15 protein-coding genes are annotated in these 18,335 nt (G+C 61.4%); 5 read left to right on the forward strand and 10 right to left on the reverse strand.

Translation table 11 applies throughout. The annotated features are described in order from the left end of the window. The 4 genes from G533_RS0106980 to G533_RS0106995 form a co-directional block, all read right to left on the reverse strand. Positions 1–1,121: integrase core domain-containing protein (locus G533_RS0106980; protein WP_035527076.1), on the reverse strand; the 1,121-nt coding region annotated here is incomplete at its 3' end. Between the two features lie 58 nt (positions 1,122–1,179). Continuing rightward, positions 1,180–2,175 (reverse strand): LLM class flavin-dependent oxidoreductase, encoded by a 996-nt coding sequence (locus G533_RS0106985; RefSeq protein WP_027949338.1) that lies wholly within the window; start codon positions 2,173–2,175, stop codon positions 1,180–1,182. 48 nt (positions 2,176–2,223) lie between these two features. Continuing rightward, positions 2,224–3,174 carry an LLM class flavin-dependent oxidoreductase gene (locus G533_RS20955; RefSeq protein ID WP_051230070.1) on the reverse strand — a complete coding sequence of 317 codons (951 nt, stop codon included), beginning with the start codon at positions 3,172–3,174 and terminating at the stop codon, positions 2,224–2,226. 34 nt (positions 3,175–3,208) lie between these two features. Next, positions 3,209–5,578: a CaiB/BaiF CoA-transferase family protein gene (locus G533_RS0106995; RefSeq protein WP_035526985.1), complete on the reverse strand. Its 2,370-nt coding sequence runs from the start codon at positions 5,576–5,578 to the stop codon at positions 3,209–3,211. Between the two features lie 279 nt (positions 5,579–5,857). On the opposite strand from G533_RS0106995, the gene G533_RS0107000 reads away from it, so the two are divergent. Further along, positions 5,858–6,952 (forward strand): YncE family protein, encoded by a 1,095-nt coding sequence (locus G533_RS0107000; protein WP_027949340.1) that lies wholly within the window; start codon positions 5,858–5,860, stop codon positions 6,950–6,952. Here G533_RS0107000 and G533_RS20960 read toward each other — a convergent pair. Further along, positions 6,949–8,064, reverse strand: a complete 1,116-nt coding sequence (locus G533_RS20960; RefSeq protein WP_051230071.1) for an NAD(P)-dependent oxidoreductase — start codon at positions 8,062–8,064, stop codon at positions 6,949–6,951. The two genes, G533_RS0107000 and G533_RS20960, sit on opposite strands and share 4 nt — an antisense overlap. A gap of 200 nt (positions 8,065–8,264) precedes the next feature. Between G533_RS20960 and G533_RS0107010 the strand changes: the two genes are divergently transcribed. The 4 genes from G533_RS0107010 to G533_RS0107025 are packed head-to-tail and all read left to right on the forward strand — an operon-like array spanning position 8,265 to position 12,565. After that, the gene (locus G533_RS0107010) at positions 8,265–9,221 is read left to right on the forward strand and encodes a UDP-glucuronic acid decarboxylase family protein (protein ID WP_035526989.1); all 957 of its coding nucleotides are present in this window, start codon (positions 8,265–8,267) and stop codon (positions 9,219–9,221) included. Between the two features lie 43 nt (positions 9,222–9,264). Next, the gene (locus G533_RS0107015; RefSeq protein ID WP_027949342.1) at positions 9,265–10,638 is read left to right on the forward strand and encodes a lipopolysaccharide biosynthesis protein; all 1,374 of its coding nucleotides are present in this window, start codon (positions 9,265–9,267) and stop codon (positions 10,636–10,638) included. Then, the gene (locus G533_RS20965; RefSeq protein WP_051230072.1) at positions 10,635–11,540 is read left to right on the forward strand and encodes a sulfotransferase family protein; all 906 of its coding nucleotides are present in this window, start codon (positions 10,635–10,637) and stop codon (positions 11,538–11,540) included. Before G533_RS0107015 ends, G533_RS20965 begins: the two co-directional genes overlap by 4 nt. A 5-nt stretch (positions 11,541–11,545) precedes the next feature. Continuing rightward, the gene (locus tag G533_RS0107025) at positions 11,546–12,565 is read left to right on the forward strand and encodes a glycosyltransferase family 2 protein (RefSeq protein ID WP_027949343.1); all 1,020 of its coding nucleotides are present in this window, start codon (positions 11,546–11,548) and stop codon (positions 12,563–12,565) included. On the opposite strand, the gene G533_RS20970 is transcribed toward G533_RS0107025, so the two are convergent. The 5 genes from G533_RS20970 to G533_RS0107050 are packed head-to-tail and all read right to left on the reverse strand — an operon-like array spanning position 12,530 to position 18,232. Continuing rightward, the gene (locus tag G533_RS20970; protein ID WP_051230073.1) at positions 12,530–13,306 is read right to left on the reverse strand and encodes a WecB/TagA/CpsF family glycosyltransferase; all 777 of its coding nucleotides are present in this window, start codon (positions 13,304–13,306) and stop codon (positions 12,530–12,532) included. The genes G533_RS0107025 and G533_RS20970 overlap by 36 nt on opposite strands. Continuing rightward, entirely contained in the window at positions 13,299–14,219 is a 921-nt protein-coding gene (locus tag G533_RS0107035) for a sulfotransferase family protein (RefSeq protein ID WP_027949344.1), read from the reverse strand. Before G533_RS0107035 ends, G533_RS20970 begins: the two co-directional genes overlap by 8 nt. Beyond that, a complete protein-coding gene (locus G533_RS20975) occupies positions 14,209–15,585 on the reverse strand; it encodes an undecaprenyl-phosphate glucose phosphotransferase (RefSeq protein ID WP_051230074.1) in 1,377 nt (458 codons plus the stop codon). The genes G533_RS0107035 and G533_RS20975 overlap by 11 nt, the downstream gene beginning before the upstream one ends. After that, on the reverse strand, positions 15,585–17,009 hold the full coding sequence (locus tag G533_RS24775) for a hypothetical protein (protein WP_158413399.1): 1,425 nt from the start codon (positions 17,007–17,009) through the stop codon (positions 15,585–15,587). Before G533_RS24775 ends, G533_RS20975 begins: the two co-directional genes overlap by 1 nt. Next, the gene (locus G533_RS0107050; RefSeq protein WP_144079818.1) at positions 17,006–18,232 is read right to left on the reverse strand and encodes a hypothetical protein; all 1,227 of its coding nucleotides are present in this window, start codon (positions 18,230–18,232) and stop codon (positions 17,006–17,008) included. Before G533_RS0107050 ends, G533_RS24775 begins: the two co-directional genes overlap by 4 nt. Between the last annotated feature and the right edge of the window lie 103 nt (positions 18,233–18,335).

Consider the following 18,335-nt stretch of genomic DNA (forward strand, 5'->3'; position numbering starts at 1 on the left):
CCTAGATCATAATCCATAAAGCTGGGGTCCGGCCTTCCGGCAAGCCAGATCTCGTCAGCGATCTCTCTAATCCCTACATACTGGCCCGCAAACACGGTACTGAAGTTCACCTTGCGGCTGCCTATGCATATCCGCCCACACTGGGTGACCTGGATCGTACGGTCATGAAACGGGTACTCAGGCGGTTCCGGGTGGAAGTATTCTCGGGCTGAGGGTGTATACACTTCAGCAGGATACCGGCCTTCAAGCGCCTGGTGGGGCCGGTCGTTGTTGTAACCCTCTATGAAGTCATCAAAGCGCGCTTGCTGCTGCAGGAAATTATAACTGGGCGGCTTGGTGGCCTCATTCTTGAGGGTCAGGTGCATACGCTCATGTCGGCCGTTCTCTTGGGGGTTGCCCGGTTTGATCCGTTCTATACCGATTCCCAGGCGTAGCCACCAGACCGAGAGCCGGCTCAGGCCAAACAGGGCATGAGGACTGGAGAACGGCACGCCATTGTCAGAGCGAATAGCAGCTGGCAGACCGAACTCCTTAAATACCCGCTCAAATACGGGGAATGCGCCGCTTTCCTTGGTGGATTCCAGGCTCTCACAGGCCAGCAGATAGCGCGAGCGCTGATCGGTGATTGTCAGGGGATAGCAGTACTGTTTGTTGCCCAGCAGAAACTGGCCCTTGTAGTCAGTACACCACAGGGCATTGGGGCTCAGGGCGATGCTGAGGCTTGTGCCCTGGGCTTTGTGGCGCCTGCGCTTGCGGCGTTTGACCAGTCCGTGTCGATCGAGGATCGCATGGATGGTGCTGGGAGCCGGCGGCTGGATCACCGGGAACTCCTTGATCAACTTGTCCCGGATCTTGGGAGCGCCCCAGGTTTTATGTTCCCGTTTGATTTTCAGGATTGCTTTTTCCACCTGAAAAGGCGTTTTGTTCGGGTGCCGGTAGGGGCTGCGGGCCCTGTCCTCCAGCCCTCGAATACCGGCGTCTTTGTAACGATTGAATATCTTGTACCCGGTTTTGCGGGAGATCCCGAACTCCCGGCACATGACGGCCATTTTCTCGCCATCCAATAGGCGGGCCACAAATCTGAGACGTTCATCCATATGATTACACTCGTTCCAGGGCATCTGAGGCTCCCCCCAAATGCCTAATTGTGTAACCTATGTGCCCGGAATAAAGTGGTACCTATGTGTCGGGAAGCTCACAAAACTGATTCAGTACCGATTCGGTGTAGAGCTGGATGCACTGCCAGGCGCGGTCAATCGGAATGCCCCCGGCCAGGGGATGCAGCACCATGTTGCGCTCCGGGTCATCGTGCAGGCGCTGCCGGCATACGTCGGGGGTCAGTATCTCGTACTGGCCGCTGGCGCGGATTGCCTCTACACCGGTACCTTGCGTCTCCATTGGGCGAACCAGGCCCGACATGCTCCAGCTGTTATATTCCTGCACCTCGTTGAGGAAGCAAGGGCCGATCTCGGCCCATGCCGCTTCTGGGTCAGGGTCGACGAAGATCAGGGAAAAATCTGCGGGTGGTGCGACGACAAAGCCCTGCTTGCCATGTTTTTTCAGCTGCTGGTGATAATAGGCCTCCAGTTCATCGTTTTGCGTTGGAGGGGAGAAGGGGAGACCGAAACGGGCCGCCCGGCGCGCAGCCGGCCGGCTCATGCCGCCGACCATGAACGCCGGGTGTGGCTGTGAATACGGTTTTGGTGTCACATTGATAAGCTCTCCCCTGTACTCGAAGGGTTCGTTCCCCCATGCCTTCAGCAGCGTTTCGAGAACATGGTCCATCCAGGCCCCGCGGTCTTCGAAGGGTTTGTTGAGCGCCTGAAATTCCAGCTTCCGATAACCCAGACCGGCAATAAAGCTGAGGCGGCCTTTGCTGAGCAGGTCGATTACGGCAATATCTTCCGCCAGCCGGACAGGATCGTAGAGAGACACCAGCAGGGCCATGACTCCGATGTTGATGTTATCCGTGCGTGCGGCTATGGCGGCCGCCATGGTCAGCGGTGAGGGCAGCCAGCCGTTTTCGGCACAGTGATGCTCCTCGACGTTGACGTAGGTAAAGCCGTGTCGGTCTGCGTAAGCTGCCATGTCGATGGCCGTACGATAACGCAGGGCACGTTGTTCGGGGTCCTTTTCGGCCCCGGTCATGTTGAGTCGCAGGCTGGTGGTTGTCATATTGTCACTCTCTGTTACGACCTTGCCGCGGCAGGTGGCTTAGGGCCTTCAACCCGGGATCTGCAGTCGCGCCAACCCCGGTTTGATCAGCGACTCGTAAGTGTCTATGAACGCTTCGGGTTCCTCCGGCACGGAAAAAATAAAGCGGCGCGCGCCGGCATCGACGAAGGCCTGCATCTGTTCGATAAAGTCCTCAGGACGACCCAACAGGCAATATTTACGTGCCGCGTCGCGGAAGGGGCGGTTATAGATCATTTCCAGCATGGCAGCGGCACGGTCCAGCGCTGCCTCGTAGCTCTTGTCAGGGAAGGTGAAAATGAACGCAGATGACTCAAAGTCAACGGCACTTCGACCGAAGCGCCCGGCCTGTCTATCGATCTCGCGCATGTTTTCCGCGTATTGCTGCGCCGAACACATATGGGAGATGTAGCCGTCCCCGTGTTGGCCCGCGCGACGGAAGGTAGGACCTTTACGTCCACCGATGAGTATTGGGGGCCCCGCCTTCTGCAGCGGCTTGGGATCCAGCGATACAGGCCCGAACGAAAAATGCTTGCCCCGGTGCTCCGCTCCATTCTCAGTCCACAACTTGCGCAAGACCTCAATGGCTTCGTCAATTCTCGGGCCGCGTTCTTCCAGCGGCACACCGCAGGCCTCATATTCGGGCGGGAACTCGCCACCCACCCCAACCCCGAGGGTGAGGCGCCCGCCAGACAACAGGTCGAGCGTAGAGGTGATCTTGGCCACCGGTGTGGGATGCCGCAATGGCAGCAGATAGACGCTGGTGCCCAGACGCACCCGCTCGGTGATCGCGGAAACAAAGGTCAGTGCAGTCAATGACTCCAGCAGCGGGATGTAAAACGACACGTGGTCGCCAACCCAGATTGAGTCGAAGCCCGCCGCCTCCATTCTCGGTGCCAAACGCAGCATATCTGCCCGGTTTTGTGCGGGCAGTACCATGCCACACTGTATGTCCTGTGGCAGTTTGAGGTTCTCGAACATGGTTGCTCCTTGTTTCTGATTTATCCGGGGCAGGCTACGGCACGAAGGCCGGTCGGGTACCGATCACGCCCGCGGTCTGCAATTGTTCCAGCTCATCAGGCTGCAGACCCGCCAGCTCACCCAGCACCTGTGCATTGTGCTCTCCCAACATCGGGGCCGGGGCTCGTAGCGGAAACCTCTGCCCGTCAAACTGAAAGGGAAAATTGGGGTAATCCAGTTCACCGGCCACCGCGTGCTGTAGCCGGGTAAAAAAGCCATTTGCGCGCAGCTGGGGATGATGTTGCAGCTCACGCACATTGCGCAGAGCGGCCGCAGGCACACCTGCTGCCAACAGTGTATCGAGTGCATCCGCAGCGTCTTGTGATGCGCACCACTGTGCGACCGCAGTCTCAATGCCGGTCTCTTCTGCCCGGCGTCCGGCTCTGTTCGCTAGCGCCACCGCTTCTGCAAACCCCTTGCCCAGCAGGCGAGCCAGTGCCTGCCACTGCGCGTCGGTTTCTACTGCAACAGCGATCTCAGCGCCAGCCCTGCAGCTGAAGACGCCCTGCGGCACCGCGTGTGGGCTGCGGTTACCGTGCCTGCCCAGGCGCGAGCCGTAGGCCGTGTATTCTGCGATCTGTTCGCTAACCGCGTAGAGGCCAGCCTCCGCCAGAGGTACCTCCACCAGCTGCCCGCCGGCCCCCGCATCCCTGAGGCGTAGCGCTGCCAGTGTTGCGATGACAGCATGCATGCCGCCGAGTGGGTCGACGCAGCCCCGGGGGACTACCGGCGAGCGGTCGGGATAGCCGGTTTGCCAAGCCAGGCCCGAAACCTGCTCGATCGTCATGGCGAAACCGGTGCGGTGACGCCAGGGGCCTTCCAGCCCAAAGGCCGGCATGCGGACCATCACGGCCTCTGGATTCAGTGCGCTGATTTGCGTCCAGTCGAGGCCAAATTGTTGCATTACCCGGGGCGAGAAGTTCTCTATGACGACATCACATTTCGCGATGAGCTTTTTTATCGCGGCCAGACCGCGGCTGTCGTTGAGATCGAGGGTGATGCCAAGCTTGCCGGTATTCGCGCCGTGCGTTATCGGCGAGCATTCCCAAAGTGGTTTGTCTTTGGGGAAAAAACCAGCGGCGAAACGCATGCCATCGGGATGCTGTGTCGATTCGACCTTGATGACCTCCGCACCGAACAGGGCGAAGCAGGCCCCGGCCACTGGCCCCGCCCAGAAAGCGGTAAGATCGAGCACGCGCAGGCCCTGCATGGGCAGGGTTGCATCTCGCTGCGGGGCTTCATCCCGCGGTGTCCAGTCAGTTGACTGCGCGCCGCGCCGGGGCGCGGTGCCGGGGCGACGTAAACGTCCTTTGCCCAGGCGGTAGGGTGGACGTGGCTGCTGATGTTGGTCCGGATGCCGCCAGAAGCTTTTCCTGGCGACGAACTGGGCCATGTCCAGCACTGTGGCGCCATCTCCGACGGGGGCCACAGGAATTCGCCTTCGCTCCGCTTCCTCGATGATCTGGGCGACGCTGTGGCGTTGGGTCCAGGCGTGGATTGCTGGCTGCACCCTGTCAATGTGTTGGAAGCGCATGAAGCCGGTGCGCAGTGTGGGGTCCTCGCCCAGATCCGGGCGGCCGATCATTTCCGCGAAACTGCGCCATTGCTTTTCGGTGATCGTGCAAAGTCCCACCCAGCCGTCATTTGCGGGTTCGATGCTAGGTACATCCACTGACGCCGGCATGGGCGTATTCGGTTCCAGTTGGCCGTGCAGGTACTGATAGGGCTGGAAACTCAGCAACATGGCCTCAAAACGGGACACTTCCGCGCGGCGACCTGGCGTCATGCGCAGCGCAGCCATTGCCGCCACAGCCGCGAAAACGCCACAAATATGGTCTCCGATATGCCCGCCTGCGGCAAAGGGCGCACGATCCGGGTAGCCGCGGTAGGCGGTGGCGCCCACTTCGGCCTGCAGTGTGAATTCCGTGGCCGGTCGACCTGACCATGGCCCCTTGTCGCCCCAATCACTGATACTGATGATGGACAACTGCGGGTGTTTCGCCAGTAGCTCCTGGGCGGACAGACCCACGCTAGCCAGCTGTCCTTCCTCGAGCAGCAGGTCTGCCTGCGCCAATAGTGCTTCGAAAGCGGCGCGATCCGGGTCGGTTGACAAGTCCAGGGTGGTGCCTTGTTTACTGGCGTGCAGGCAGTTGAACAGTGCTCCAGTGTCCCCCGGTGCCAGTGGGTCGCCGCCGTCGAGTTCCGCGGATGCTCGCCACTGGCGCAGCGCCGCGCCACCCGGGGGTTCCACTAGCATGACCTCGGCGCCGGCCTCGGTCAGTATTTTACCCGCGGTCGCCGCACTGGTGCCGCCGGCCAGCTCAAGTACGCGGATGCCCCCAAGGGGAAAAGCCTCGCTTTTCATGGCGCTGTGCACCTGCCTGTCGTTATGAATAGTGTTGGCATAGCGCCCTAGTATGCACAGCTCGACCTGTTACTGCATCCGGATACGGCAGTGCTTGTGCGGTTTGCGTGTGTTGCCCAAATTCTCGTACTCGGAGGGCGCCCGTGTGGTGAGCCGGTCGGTGTCCGTAAGGCGGCGAGAATGGTTTATACTGATTCGCAGTTTACAGTGCAGGTGTGCTCGCGCTCCTTGTCAGTACAACATCCATAGCCGTTTTCTATATGCAAGGCAGGGGGAGCAATGGATAGCTTTCGCGTGAAATACGAGATTTCCAACCATGGACAGCCCAGCCTGCTGCCGGAAATCGCTTTCGCGCCGGATGGTCAAGCGTTTGCTGTATCCGTACAGGAGCAGAATGAAGTTCGCCTCTACGAGACCGCGACCGGGCGGTTGCTGCGGTGCTGGAAGAACCCGGAGGCCGGTTTTGGTGAGCCTCACGGGGTGCTGCTCACAGAGCGGCATCTTTTGGTGTCCAACCGGAATTACTTCAAGGCGCCGAGTGAGATTCGGGTGTACAGCCTCAACAGTACGGACGATTATGCCATGCATCGCCTGGTCACACCCTTCAGTGAGCTGGTTGAGGCTCATAGCATGACGCTCTCAGATGGCCGTTTGCTGGTCACTTACTGCGAGGGCGAGGGGCGTACGGGGGGTGTGGTCTGCTACGCGTATGACGACGAACGCGGCCGCATAGGCGAACCGCTTTCGATGGTGGATGCGTGTTTTCACCGTCTCGGTGATCCCAAGGGCGTGACCTTTTTCGATCAAGGTCGACGAGCACTGGTCTCGTTCAATTCGTTGAAGCCAAATCCGCCGTTACAGCGGCTGATCGTGCGCTCCCTTCGGCGCTGGTACAAAAAAATGGCCGACTCCACAGGGAACGTGTGGCGCAGCGCCTGGAACGTGCTGAGAGAGGGGCAGGGCAAGCAGAGAAAACCGCCGCCGATTCTGCACAACGGGCTCGCTGTTTTCGCGATTGATGCGACGGGCAATCTGTCACCAGAACCCGAGCGTGTTTTGCTGCGCGATGAATTTTGCCGGCTCGAAAACGTCCACTGCCTTGATGGTACCTGTGCCGTTGCGGATACCATTAACGGGCAAGTGCTGCTGTATGACATCGTCGCAGACCCGAATCTGGAACGCCCGCGGGAGATCGTGCGGGAAGCACTCTCCTTGCCCCACGGCGTCAAGCTGTCGCCGGATGGCAACACCCTGGTTGTGAGCAATTACGGCCTGCGGGCCTGGCGACAGGAGATCATCTGGTTCGGCTGGAGCAAACCCCGCACGGACACCGTGGCAATCTACCGGCGTGAGGCCCGCACGCAGCCAGCCTAAACGCGGCGCACCGAGGGCCGCAGCAAACGGTTGCGGGCCCTGATGACGAGAGTGGTGAGCCGCCTTTGCGAGGTGTTTGAAGCGTGTGTATACAGGTCTGTATGACGCAGTCGGTTGCGCAATGTGCGTCCACTCAGAAATCGATTGTAGTTGTCTTCGATGATATCAATCTCGGCGTTCTCGCGATCCGCCACCCGCGGCGTCACGTGCGGTGTAATAAGCACATTCTGCTGCCGCCAGAGGCTGTCCCACGGAGGTAACGGTTCGGGGTCGGTAACGTCCAGACCGGCGCCGGAGAGGGTGCCCCGTTTGAGCGCAGCTTTCAGCGCGGCGGTATCTGTCAGGCGCGCACGGGCGACGTTGACCAGCATCGCGCCGGGTTTGAGCAGAGCGAACTGGCGCTCGCCGAGCATGGCATGGCTGCTGTCGTTGAGAGATGCCGCCAGCACAACAATATCGGCGTGCGGCAACAGGTCGTCGACCGAGTCGCCTGCCGCGAGGCTTGAAACAGGAATGCCGAGGCCTTCGTCTCCCCCCGCGCTGCGCCGGAACGCGGACACCTGCAGCCCCAGCGCGAGGCAGCGGGGAACGAGGGCTTTGGCGGTGCACCCCAGGCCAATAAGCAGCACGCTGCGGCCCTCAAGTCCGCGCATTTTACCGGCGCCGCTCAAACCCCACACGCGGTTGCGTTGTGCCTTCAGTTGCTGCGCGCTGTTGTAGGCCAGTGCCAGCATGAAAAACAGCGCGTGCTCGGCCAGCACGGCTGCAGAGCGCCCGGATGCCGATGTCACCGCGAAGGGGGCATTGATTATTTGCCGAGTGGCACAGGCATCCAGTCCGCTGCGGTTACAGTGGATCCAGCGCAGCTGCTGATGCTGGAGATAGGTTGCGTCAGGCACCGTTGGCAGCACGGCAATGTCAGCTGTGCGCAACTCCCGGCGCAGGACCGCGCGCGCGCCGGGGGCAAGGAAAACCGTCTGGGCGGGCTGGAACAGCGCCTCCAGGCGCGCGCGGTGGTGTTCACCGTAGGCCGATGCAATGACAACGCGGTTTGGCGCAGCGACGGCGGTTCGAGGTTCGGAACGGTCGCTGTCGGTTGTGGCTGGATTCATCTTCCTGGTTACCCCTTGCCCCGGTGTTTAGCGCAATCACCTCAATGTGAGTAGTAGCACGGGAGGTGTGCAGCGTCCATTCTGGCGACGCACACGAAACTGGTCTGGAAATCTTTCCTTGTGTACCCTGTGAGGTTACCTGACAGGCTGGGCGCATCGCGCTGTTCATCGGCCAAACATCGAACAACGGAGCCCCGGCTATGCGATCTCCTTCACGTCCCCGTGTTCTGGTCACAGGCGGGGCAGGCTTTCTCGGCAGTCACTTGTGCGAGCGTCTTCTCGCCGATGGCCACGATGTACTCTGCGTGGACAACTTCTTCACCGGCAGCCGCGACAATGTGCTGCACTTGCTCGGCAACCCCCGCTTCGAATTGTTGCGTCACGATGTCACATTCCCGCTGTACGTCGAGGTCGACCAGATCTACAACCTCGCGTGCCCTGCATCGCCGATTCACTATCAGGCGGACCCGGTACAGACGACCAAGACCAGTGTGCATGGCGCCATCAACATGCTCGGCCTGGCCAAGCGAGTCAACGCCCGCATTCTGCAAGCCTCTACCAGCGAAGTGTACGGTGACCCGGAAGTCCATCCCCAGCAAGAGGGCTATTGGGGGCGCGTGAACCCTGTGGGCCCACGTGCCTGCTACGACGAGGGGAAGCGCTGTGCTGAAACACTGTTCTTCGACTACTACCGCCAACACGGGTTGCGCATCAAGGTGGCGCGCATTTTCAATACCTACGGGCCGCGCATGCACCCCAACGATGGCCGCGTTGTTTCAAATTTTATTGTTCAGGCACTCAGTGGCGCACCCATAACGCTCTATGGCGACGGTCAGCAAACCCGCTCTTTCTGTTACGTCGACGACCTGATTGAAGGGTTGATTCGGCTCATGAACACGCCGGATGACGTAACAGGCCCCGTGAATCTGGGTAACCCGGTGGAGTTCACTATTCGCGAACTCGCACAGCAGGTGCTGGCAAAAACCCGGTCTTCCTCCGAGCTATTGCAGGAGCCCCTGCCGGAGGACGATCCACGTCAGCGTCAGCCCGATATCGGCCTCGCTAAAACGCTACTCGATTGGGAGCCCGTCGTGCCCCTGGCCGATGGGTTGGATCGCACCATAGATTACTTCAGGCGTATTGGTTCCGAAGTATGACGCCGTTTGTGCTGCCATGAGTCGGGTGGTACATCTCAGGCACGTGGCTGCGCGACTGAAACAAAAAGCGAATGGCAGTCGTGTGTTGCGCGCAGGCTTCCTGGCCTCGCTGGTGCGCGGTACCGGGCTGCTGATAACGTTTGGGTTGCAGCTATTGCTGGCACGCCTGATAGGCGACGCCACCCATTACGGGCTCTATGCCTGGGGGCAGAACCTGCTGTTCCTGCTGGGCGCTATCTTTGCCATTGGTATTCCACTCGCCAGCAGTCGTCTCATTGCGGTGCATCACGCCCGGGGTGACCTGGCCACTGCCTCGAGAGTGGCCTGGCACAGTACAGGCTGGTTGCTTGTGACGTGCGCCTTGGGCATCGCCGGAGTGACTGCGCTGGTACTTGCCATGCCGGCTGAGCTGTTTGTCGACTTTCCGCGCGCGCTGATCCTGTTGGCCGTGTTTGCCGCTCCCCTGGTTTCGTTTACCACCTTGCTGCAGGCGCATGCCAGGGCAAAGGGTCGGCTTCTGCTGGCTTTCGGGCCGACACAAGTGCTGCGCCCACTTTTTACCGCGCTTATCGCTGGCGTAGTCGTATTCTGGGCGGGCTTCCAGCTCGGGGCAATTGAAGCGATGCTCGCCCTGGCTGGCAGTTTGCTGCTGGTGCTTTTGTTGCAATGCGTACTGGTTGCGCGCACCGGGCGCCGGAATGCCCCCTTGCCCGCCAAAGAGCCATTGGCAGAGGAGGGGAACTATGCGCCTTCGCAGCTCATGCACAATGCACTCCCGCTGTTTGCGACGCGCTGCGCCACCTTGACCATGCAATACAGCAATACGCTGCTGCTGGGTATTCTGGGCGGGCCAGCGATTGCCGCGAGTTTTTTTGTGGCAGATCGCCTGGCGCGCCTTGGGGCGATACCGGGTACCGTTGTCGCGGCAGTGGTGCAGCCCTGGCTCGCCAGCGCGTATGCCGAGCGACAGCATGAAAAACTGCAGGCGGTAGTTACCGAAGCCAGCCATGTCAGTCTCTGGCCCACTCTGCTCGGCTGCGTTTTGCTCTATCTCGCTGCCCCGTTTCTGGTAGGGTTGTTTGGCGCCGAGTACCAGGGTGCGCTGGAGGTGCTGGGCATTCTGCTGCTTGGCTACGTTGCAGGTGCAAGTCTTGGTCCCAGCCAGCAAATGCTGGTCATGAGCGGCCATCAGAGAGTGCTCATGCACATCATGACGCTTTCGGCCCTGGTGCACATCCTGGCGCTTATACTTCTCATTCCTAATTTTGGTGCTACCGGTGCCGCGGCCGCCACATTGTTCAGCACGACCCTCGCGCGTTCGCTGTGCCTGGTGATTGTGCGCCGACGCCTGGGTCTGCAACCATCGGCGCTCGTCCATCTGGCGCAGCGATTGCGAAACAAGGAGCCATTGTCATGATCAGTGAACCCGTCCCCGCGTCGCCCGGAGGCAAGGCTCGGCGGCGCGTTGCGGTAGTAGTGCGGCGCAGGTTGCGGGCGTACCGTATGGATCTCGCCAAGTATTACCGCAGGGACTGCGTGTTACCAGACTTTCTGATTATCGGAGCGATGAAGTCGGGCACCACGACCCTGTTTCATATGTTACGACAACACCCGGGTTTTTTGCCGCCGCTAGCGAAGGAACTGCAGTACTTCCATCAACCCCGCAATTTTCGCCGCGGCGAGGCCTGGTACCGTGCCCATTTCCCGCGCCAAAGCCAGTTTGACGCGGCTCGCGCGCAGCTTGGATACAGGCCGGTAACGGGAGAGGCAACGCCGGCCATGTCAGCGCCCGGCTATGCGCGACATGCGGCAGCGCTGGTTCCCCATGCCCGCCTGGTAGTGACCTTGCGCAACCCGGTGGACCGCGCCTGGTCGCATTATCAGCACATGCGTCGCAACATGTTGCCGGAAAAACTGGACTTCGGCCCGGCACTCGCAAGAGAGCAGGACTGGTATGCGCGCGGGCTGGAGCTCACGACAGACAACTTTGCAACGCTCGGGCCCCGCCTGCACAAGTTGGGCTACATCAAGCGCGGCCAATACGCCGAGCAGATTGAAGAATGGTTGCGTCATTTTCCGAGGGAGCAGTTCCTCTTCCTCAACTTCGATGCCTGGAAAAGCGAGCCTGTTGCCGCTGCAACGCGTATTGCAGAGCATCTCGGCCTGCCCGCTCACAGTTTTCACGCGGCTGCAGCGAATACTGGTGGCTACGGCAAGGCCATGCCGGAGCAATGTCGGGAGTATCTGACGGAGCACTTCCGGCCATGGAACGCGCGTCTGTTCAATTTGCTCGGCGAGGACTGGGGGTGGCCGTGCTAGCTTCAATGACGCTACGTCCGTCACTGTCCATCGTGGTGAATAATTATAACTATGCACGCTATCTGCCGGAGGCATTGGAGTCAGCGCTTGGTCAGCTAGGAGAGCGGGACGAGATCATTGTTGTCGACGATGGCTCGACTGATGACTCGGCGGAGGTGTTGTCGCGCTACGCGGAAAACCCACATATGACCGTCATACTGCAGCGCAACCAGGGGCAATTTGCCGCCGTTTTGAATGGGCTGGCTGCCGCGCGTGGTGACCTGTGTGTGTTGCTCGACAGCGATGACTATCTGCTGCCCGGGTATCTGTCCCGCTTGCGCACCACTGCGGAAGCGCGGTTGCAGGAAGACTTTTTTTTCAGCGCTGCCGAGCCCGGGGGGGACAGTGTATCCGCGGCTGAGATGACGCGTGCAACACTCGCCAGAATGGCCCTGCCCGAGGGGCCGACCGGGGCCAGCCGGTGGGGAACCTGGGTCGCGGGTGAGTTTCTGGGTACCCCCACATCGGGCCTGGCGCTGCGGGCAAGCCTGGTGGAAACCATCCTTGCGATGCGTGAACAGTTGGATGATCGGCTGGCTTGCCCCGCCTGGGCGGTGCACGTATTCCGCATGAATACCTCGAGTCACATCGTCAGTCGACTGTCGGCTGATGGCATCATCGTGCGCGCGAGCTCGCTGCTCGGTGCGCGCAAGTACTGTATGCGAACGCCCGGATTCTTCTATCGCATCCACGGCGGCAACGCGTTCGCTGGGCTCGGGACGTTGGCGCGATTGTATTTACGCTTCAAGCGCGGCAAACAGGTGGTGCGCATGGTGGGCGCAGCAATGGACATACCCTCAAGGCCGACCGTGCGGCAGGTTTTGCTGGAGGCGGGGGGGCGCAGCGCGCCCTTACGCGTCAGGCGTCGCATCACACTCTGGCTGAACTACAGCCGGGCCCTGCTTTGTACGGCGGACGCTATCCCGATGCGTTTCACCGCGCTGCTGCAACTACCGTGGCGTCTCTTTAGACACAGCAAGGCGTAACCGCAAGAGGGGTGCGAGCAAAAACCAGGGTGTCAGCAGGTAGCGGCGCCAGAGCCGTCTGGGGTCGTGTAACAGGCGGTATAGCCATGCCGCGCCATGCCTCGACCAGGATGCGGGTGGTTGCGCCTGCTCACCGCTGTAATAGTCCAGCGTGCCCCCCGCCTGAAGAATAATTCCGGCCGTGAGCGCATCGCGGTGCTCAAGTATCCACTGCTCCTGCAGAGGCATCCCGAGCCCGACCAGCAACAGGTCCGGGGCGAAGGTATTGATGCGCTCAATGACCCGTTCGCTGTTCGACTCATATCCGTGGTGCAGGCCGATGGCGAGTTCTTGCCAGGATTCTCCCAGCCAGTGGCGCGCCCGCTCAACACTTGCTGGCGACCCACCCAGGTAAAAAACGCGCAGAGAGGCGCGTTCCGCCATGGTGAGGAATTCAGGCAGACAATCCATCAAGGAAAAGCGCTGCATTCCCGCGGTTTCGACGCCGGCAACCCGTAACGCCCACAATGCGCCCATGCCGTCGATGTAGCACTCGCAACTCGTCTGGTAAAAGCGGCGCACCTGCTCGTCGGTTTGTACCAGATACAGGCTGTGCAGGTTGTGGTGGGCGAATATCAGGCCTTCTGCGCCCTCTGCAAGGCGGGCCGTCAGTTGCAGGAAAAAGTCGGGCAGGCTGCGTGCCCGAATAGTGCAGCCGGCAAACGCTGCCAGTGCAGGACCGCTGGAGATGTCTTCATTCATCCGGCAGCCATTCGCGCAAATTGCGGTTGGTGACGTTCATGAGCCCCTCAATTTCAGCGCTGAACTCGCGGCTCAATGCGTTGCGCTCTGCTCTCGGCAAGGGCGGCAGGCGGCGCAGATTGGATTGATCGATACGCTCCTTGGTCCAGCTTACAAAGGGCAATGGCAGCAGGCGACGCGCTGTGCGTTTGATGCGAGGAGAACGCACCAGTCGATACAGCGCGCGGCTGCGCGGCAGGCCCGAACGGTTTTGTCGGTGTGCGGCGGGGGCTCTGCCCGTTGTTTCCAGCTCAAGGAAATTGCAGCAGCCCCGCCACAGGCATTCTGGCCTGTCGCGCAAGTCCTCGTAAAACATGATGTGTACGCGGTCCCTGCCAAACTGCTTGATATAGTCGCGCACGGGCGCCAGGTAGTGACTCATTTCCCGATACCGCAACAGGTGTGACGGGTTTTTTCGCTCGGGCTCCGCCTGCAGCGCCTGTGCAAACTGCTCATACGGTTCTTCGTTGTCGCGCCGGGCATGACACCAAGCGGAATAAGCGCGGTCGGCGGGTTGGCGCAGTATGATCAGAATCCTCGCCTCGGCATTGAAATTGTGCAGGCGCGCCGCCATACCTGGCTCGGAAAGGTACCAGGTGCTGGCATCGCCGAGGTAGCGGGCCTGCGCAGGGGCGTCCTGGAACAGGTCGAGATACTCCGCGCGCGACGCGACGACCCATGAGCTTGCCGCTGCCGGGCGTCCATAACCGTCCAGTGCCCGGTAACCCGCAGCGCCGAAAGCGAGGTAGCCCGGCTCCTTCGGCTGGCACATGTAGATTTCAGGGTGCTGACTGAGCATGACTGCGAGGGTGGTGGTGCCGCTCTTTTGCGCGCCAACCAGAAACAGGTTGGGCAGGCGTGGCTCAGTAGGCATTGCGGCCGCTCCAGCCCAGTAGCGCCGTTTTCGCCAGAATTTTGATATCCAGCCAGATCGACCAGTTCTCGATGTAGTAAAGGTCGTATTCGAGTCGCTTCTGCATTTTATCCAGGGTCTCCGTGGCACCGCGACAGCCGTTGATTTGTGCCCACCCCGTGATGCCAGGCTTCACCCGGTGGCGCTGCATGTAGGTGTCCAGCCTTTTGCGGTATTGATCGTTTAATTCCAGCGGGTGTGGCCGTGGCCCTACCAGCGACATGTCTCCCTGCAGCACGTTGAAGAGCTGCGGCAGTTCATCGAGGCTGCTGCGCCGCAGGAAGCGTCCAATGCGGGTCACGCGTGGGTCGTTGCGGCTCGCCTGTCGCGTGTCAGCGTTTCTGGCTGTGTGCATCGTACGGAATTTGAATACCCGGATGATCCTCCCACCACCCCCGTGACGGGGTTGTTTGAAGAGCGCAGGTCCAGGGGAGTCCAGGCGCACCAGCGCCGCAATCAGCACCAGTAGCGGTGACAGCGCCAGCAGCGCAACGGCGGCTAGTGTACGGTCCATCAGCGCCTTGACAGCGCCCTCGGGCCCGTCCAGCGGCGTGGCGTTGAGTTCAATCACCGTGAGGCCATCCACATCGTTGATGCGGTGCTGCAACATCCGCAGCACGGTGAGGTCGGGCACGTAGCGCACAGGCAGGCTGCTCTGGCTCAAGCCACTTTGTAAAACCGTGTCGGGAATGGCGCTGGCGCCATCGGGCGCGAGCCAGAGCTCGTCCACATGACTGTCAGCGCCGCTCAGGAGTTCGTCGAGTTCGGCGAAGTGTCCGAGAAACGTGGCGGGTAGCCGCAGGCCTGCCGTTTCCGGCTCGCCCGGTAGCGCCAGCATGCCAATCACCTGGTTTTGCGGTTGCCGGCTTTGCAGATGTGACACTGTCGCACAGGCCAGTGGACCGGTGCCCAGCATCAGTATCCTGCGACTGGCTGATGTGGGCAGCGTGCTGGCAAACAGGCGCCAGACTGCCATGCCCGGAATACTCAATATGACCCAACCCAGCATCCACAGGCGGGAGAAGTCCGCAGTGGACTTGGTCAGCATGGCGATTGCCAGCAGGCTGGCAAATACCAGCAGTAAACCGGGAACCGCCGCGACCACGCCGCGCACCGGATGGCAGCAGTGCGGGTGGCGATAGGCGCCGGTAAGCGGGAGCAGGACGATCGCGAGCAGAAAGGCCAGTAGCAGGGCAATAGGGTAGGGGGCGCCCATGTTGGCATCGGGGAAGCGCAGCAGCCAGCTGATTCCCCCTGCCGTTACCAGGGCGAGAGCATCCAGTGGCGGCGCATAAGCCGTCAGGCGGGTGTTGGTTGATGCTGCCACTAGTGCGCCTCTGCTGCGCGGTTGGCATGCCAGAGCGTCGCCAGTTGCGCAAAAGCGACGTAGACCCCCAGCGGTACCACGTAAAGCAGCGCTCGATCCAGTGTGACGCCGTTGGCGGCCTGACGGAAATAGTGGGTGAGGCCAAATACTGCCAACAGAACGCCCAGACCACAGACAAACACCACGAGGGCGATATTGTGCAGGGTCTTATAGCCGCGTAGCCACAGGCCCGCGAGCAGGCAGGTGAAGAGCAATAGCCAGAACAGGTGCCAGTTGGCGGTTATAAAAAAGCTGTCCCAGAGTAGTGGTAGCAGCGGCGCGGGCGCGAGCTGCAGTGTGGGCAGCGCGCCGGGCAAGGGGATTGTCAGGTGGTCGGCGCCAAATTGTGCGGCGTCGGGGTGCAAACCCAGTAGCAGGCCCACAGTGGTCAGCGCCAAGGCGCTGCCCAGAAACCAGCCAACCCAGCGGGCCGGGGGACGCCACAGGAGCAGCCCTGCAGCGGCGAGCAGAATCGCCGCGTAGGCGAGCCCGGGAACCTTGAAGAATGCGCAGCATAGCGCCAGTAACGCGGCGAGCACCCCCCAGCGCCACTGGCCAGAGGCGTGCCATTCCGCCAGGGCCATGCCGCCAAGCCCGAACGCCACCGCAAGCCAGAGGTCCGCATACCCGGGTAGCGCTGTGTGGGTGTTGGCCAGCGGCTGGCTAAGCAGTGCAAACACCGCGAGTGCACAGACGGCGCGAGGCAAACTCAGTTGGCGCAGGTGCCCCCAGAGCGCGAGCCCCGCTGCGGCTGGTAGCAGCAGCCAGGGCAGGTACAGGAGGTTGTGGTCGTAGGTGCCGCCACCCAGCATGGGCCAGAGCAGCAGCAGAGGCACGCCGGGCGGATAGACATTTGCCCGCGGATTGCCGAGGGTGTAGGGCGCGGGGTCTGTCGTGGCGGCCAGCCATTGCTCGGGCATCACAAAGGTGGCCAGTGCGCCCTCATGGAACCACACCACCGCACGCGGCGCCCAGTTCATCCAGGCATCCCATGCGAACAGCGGCCGCATTGTCACTTCCCCTGCGAGGCTGAGACCGCGTTCCGCGAGAAAAGCGAGAAGTGGCAACAGCCACAGTGCATCACGCCAGCCCACTGTAAATTCTGGCCCTGGCGACGGTGTGTTCCGTCTCCACGCCAGTACCAAGAGTGCTGTCAGTGCAGCCAGGACCCAGGCGAGAGGTGCGAACGCCAATCTCAGGCCGAGGGCGTCCCATGCGAGCAGAAGCAGAATGATCAACAGCTGCCCGACCATGAATCCATGCCCCAGCAACAGTGTGAACCGGAGTGGCCCGAGCAAGGCGCGAACGGCGACCACGCCGGCCAGCCAGGGCAGGGCCAGGGCGAGCATGAGGCCCGTCGCGTCAAGTTCGGGAATCATCGTCATGGTGTCGTCGGTACCCCCAGGTAGCCGGACAGCAGATACAGGTTGCCTCTGGCATGTGAGTCCACCAGGCGTGCCCGATAGGCGTGGTGACCATCGCTGAGTATTTTCTGTTGCGGCAGGTACTGGATCTGCGGCATTGCGCCCAGAGTCAGGACGTAATCGCCCCGGCGCATTTGACCGGGCGGCAGCAGCTCGGCGCCGTAGTTGTAGGTGTTTGCCGGAAGCATGTGGAACTGCAGGCGCAAGCGATCAAAATTCTGACCCGCCGCCGTGTTCAAGAGGAACACCCGCGCATCCTGCGAGTGCAGCCGGCCCTGTATGTGCCCGGCGTAATCGTAGAGTTCTGCGTGGCGACTCGCGGCATGTTTCTCGGCCTGGGTTTTACCTGCGAACGCTTCGCCAGTGAGGAGGGACTGCCGATCGAGCTGTGCCTGCCACAAACGATCCAATAACAACCAGGGTAAAAACACGGCGAGCAATCCTGCGGCCAGCAGAGCGCGGGACCCAGGCCGGCGCCAGACCGCCCAAAGTGTAACAAACGCCAGCGCCAGTACCGCCCAGAGTCCGATGAGTCGCGCGGGGGAGTGGTCGCTACCCGGGGGTGCGCCAAGGTAGCGATTGATGGCGAACGCCGGCCAGCTGCCGCCTGCATGCCAGTGCGACCAGGCCGTCCCCAGGTTCGCCGTACGGGAATCCGGGTGCAATGCAAGCTCGCGCAATGCGACCGGGGCGGCTGCATCGGCACTGAATGCGCCCAGTGCCAGGTGTGTTGTCGTACCTCGCCAGAGTTCCGAGGTGGACATCCGGTGCCAGCTCACCCCATTGCCCGCCGCCTCAAGTGGTGCGTAATACTGTTGCCCGGGATTCTCCTGTGTGCGCCAGAAAAGAAAATAGCGCAGCGATGGGTTGCTCCCCGCCGCATCGAGCCGAATGTAGGGATAGCGTTCCAGTGGCAGCCGCGCCTCAACGGAAAACACCGCCTCGCCGCCGGTCAGCTGGCCAATGATCTGGGTGTTACCGTCGATATAGGCGCCGTCGCCCCGCTCGGCCCGAAAGTCGCTTCCCGCAAATACGCGGCTGGCAGCTGTGCCTGATACCGCAGCGCCATGCCCGGCATCCAGTTGCGGCAATAGCGCCCACAGCGTGAAAGCGGCAAGCAGCAGTGCGCCGCCCGAGGCCAATATGCCCCGTAGCACGCTCCCTGCACTACCATCGGACGCCATAACGGGGTCTGGTGGGGGGGCGCCAGGCCCCTCTGGGTTTTGCCTGCTATTCATCAGTAAAGGGGATTTCACCGCTGAAAAAACTGCAGCTTAGCGCTTGGCA

The sequence above is a fragment of the Haliea salexigens DSM 19537 genome (genome assembly GCF_000423125.1).
Lineage (GTDB): Bacteria > Pseudomonadota > Gammaproteobacteria > Pseudomonadales > Halieaceae > Haliea > Haliea salexigens.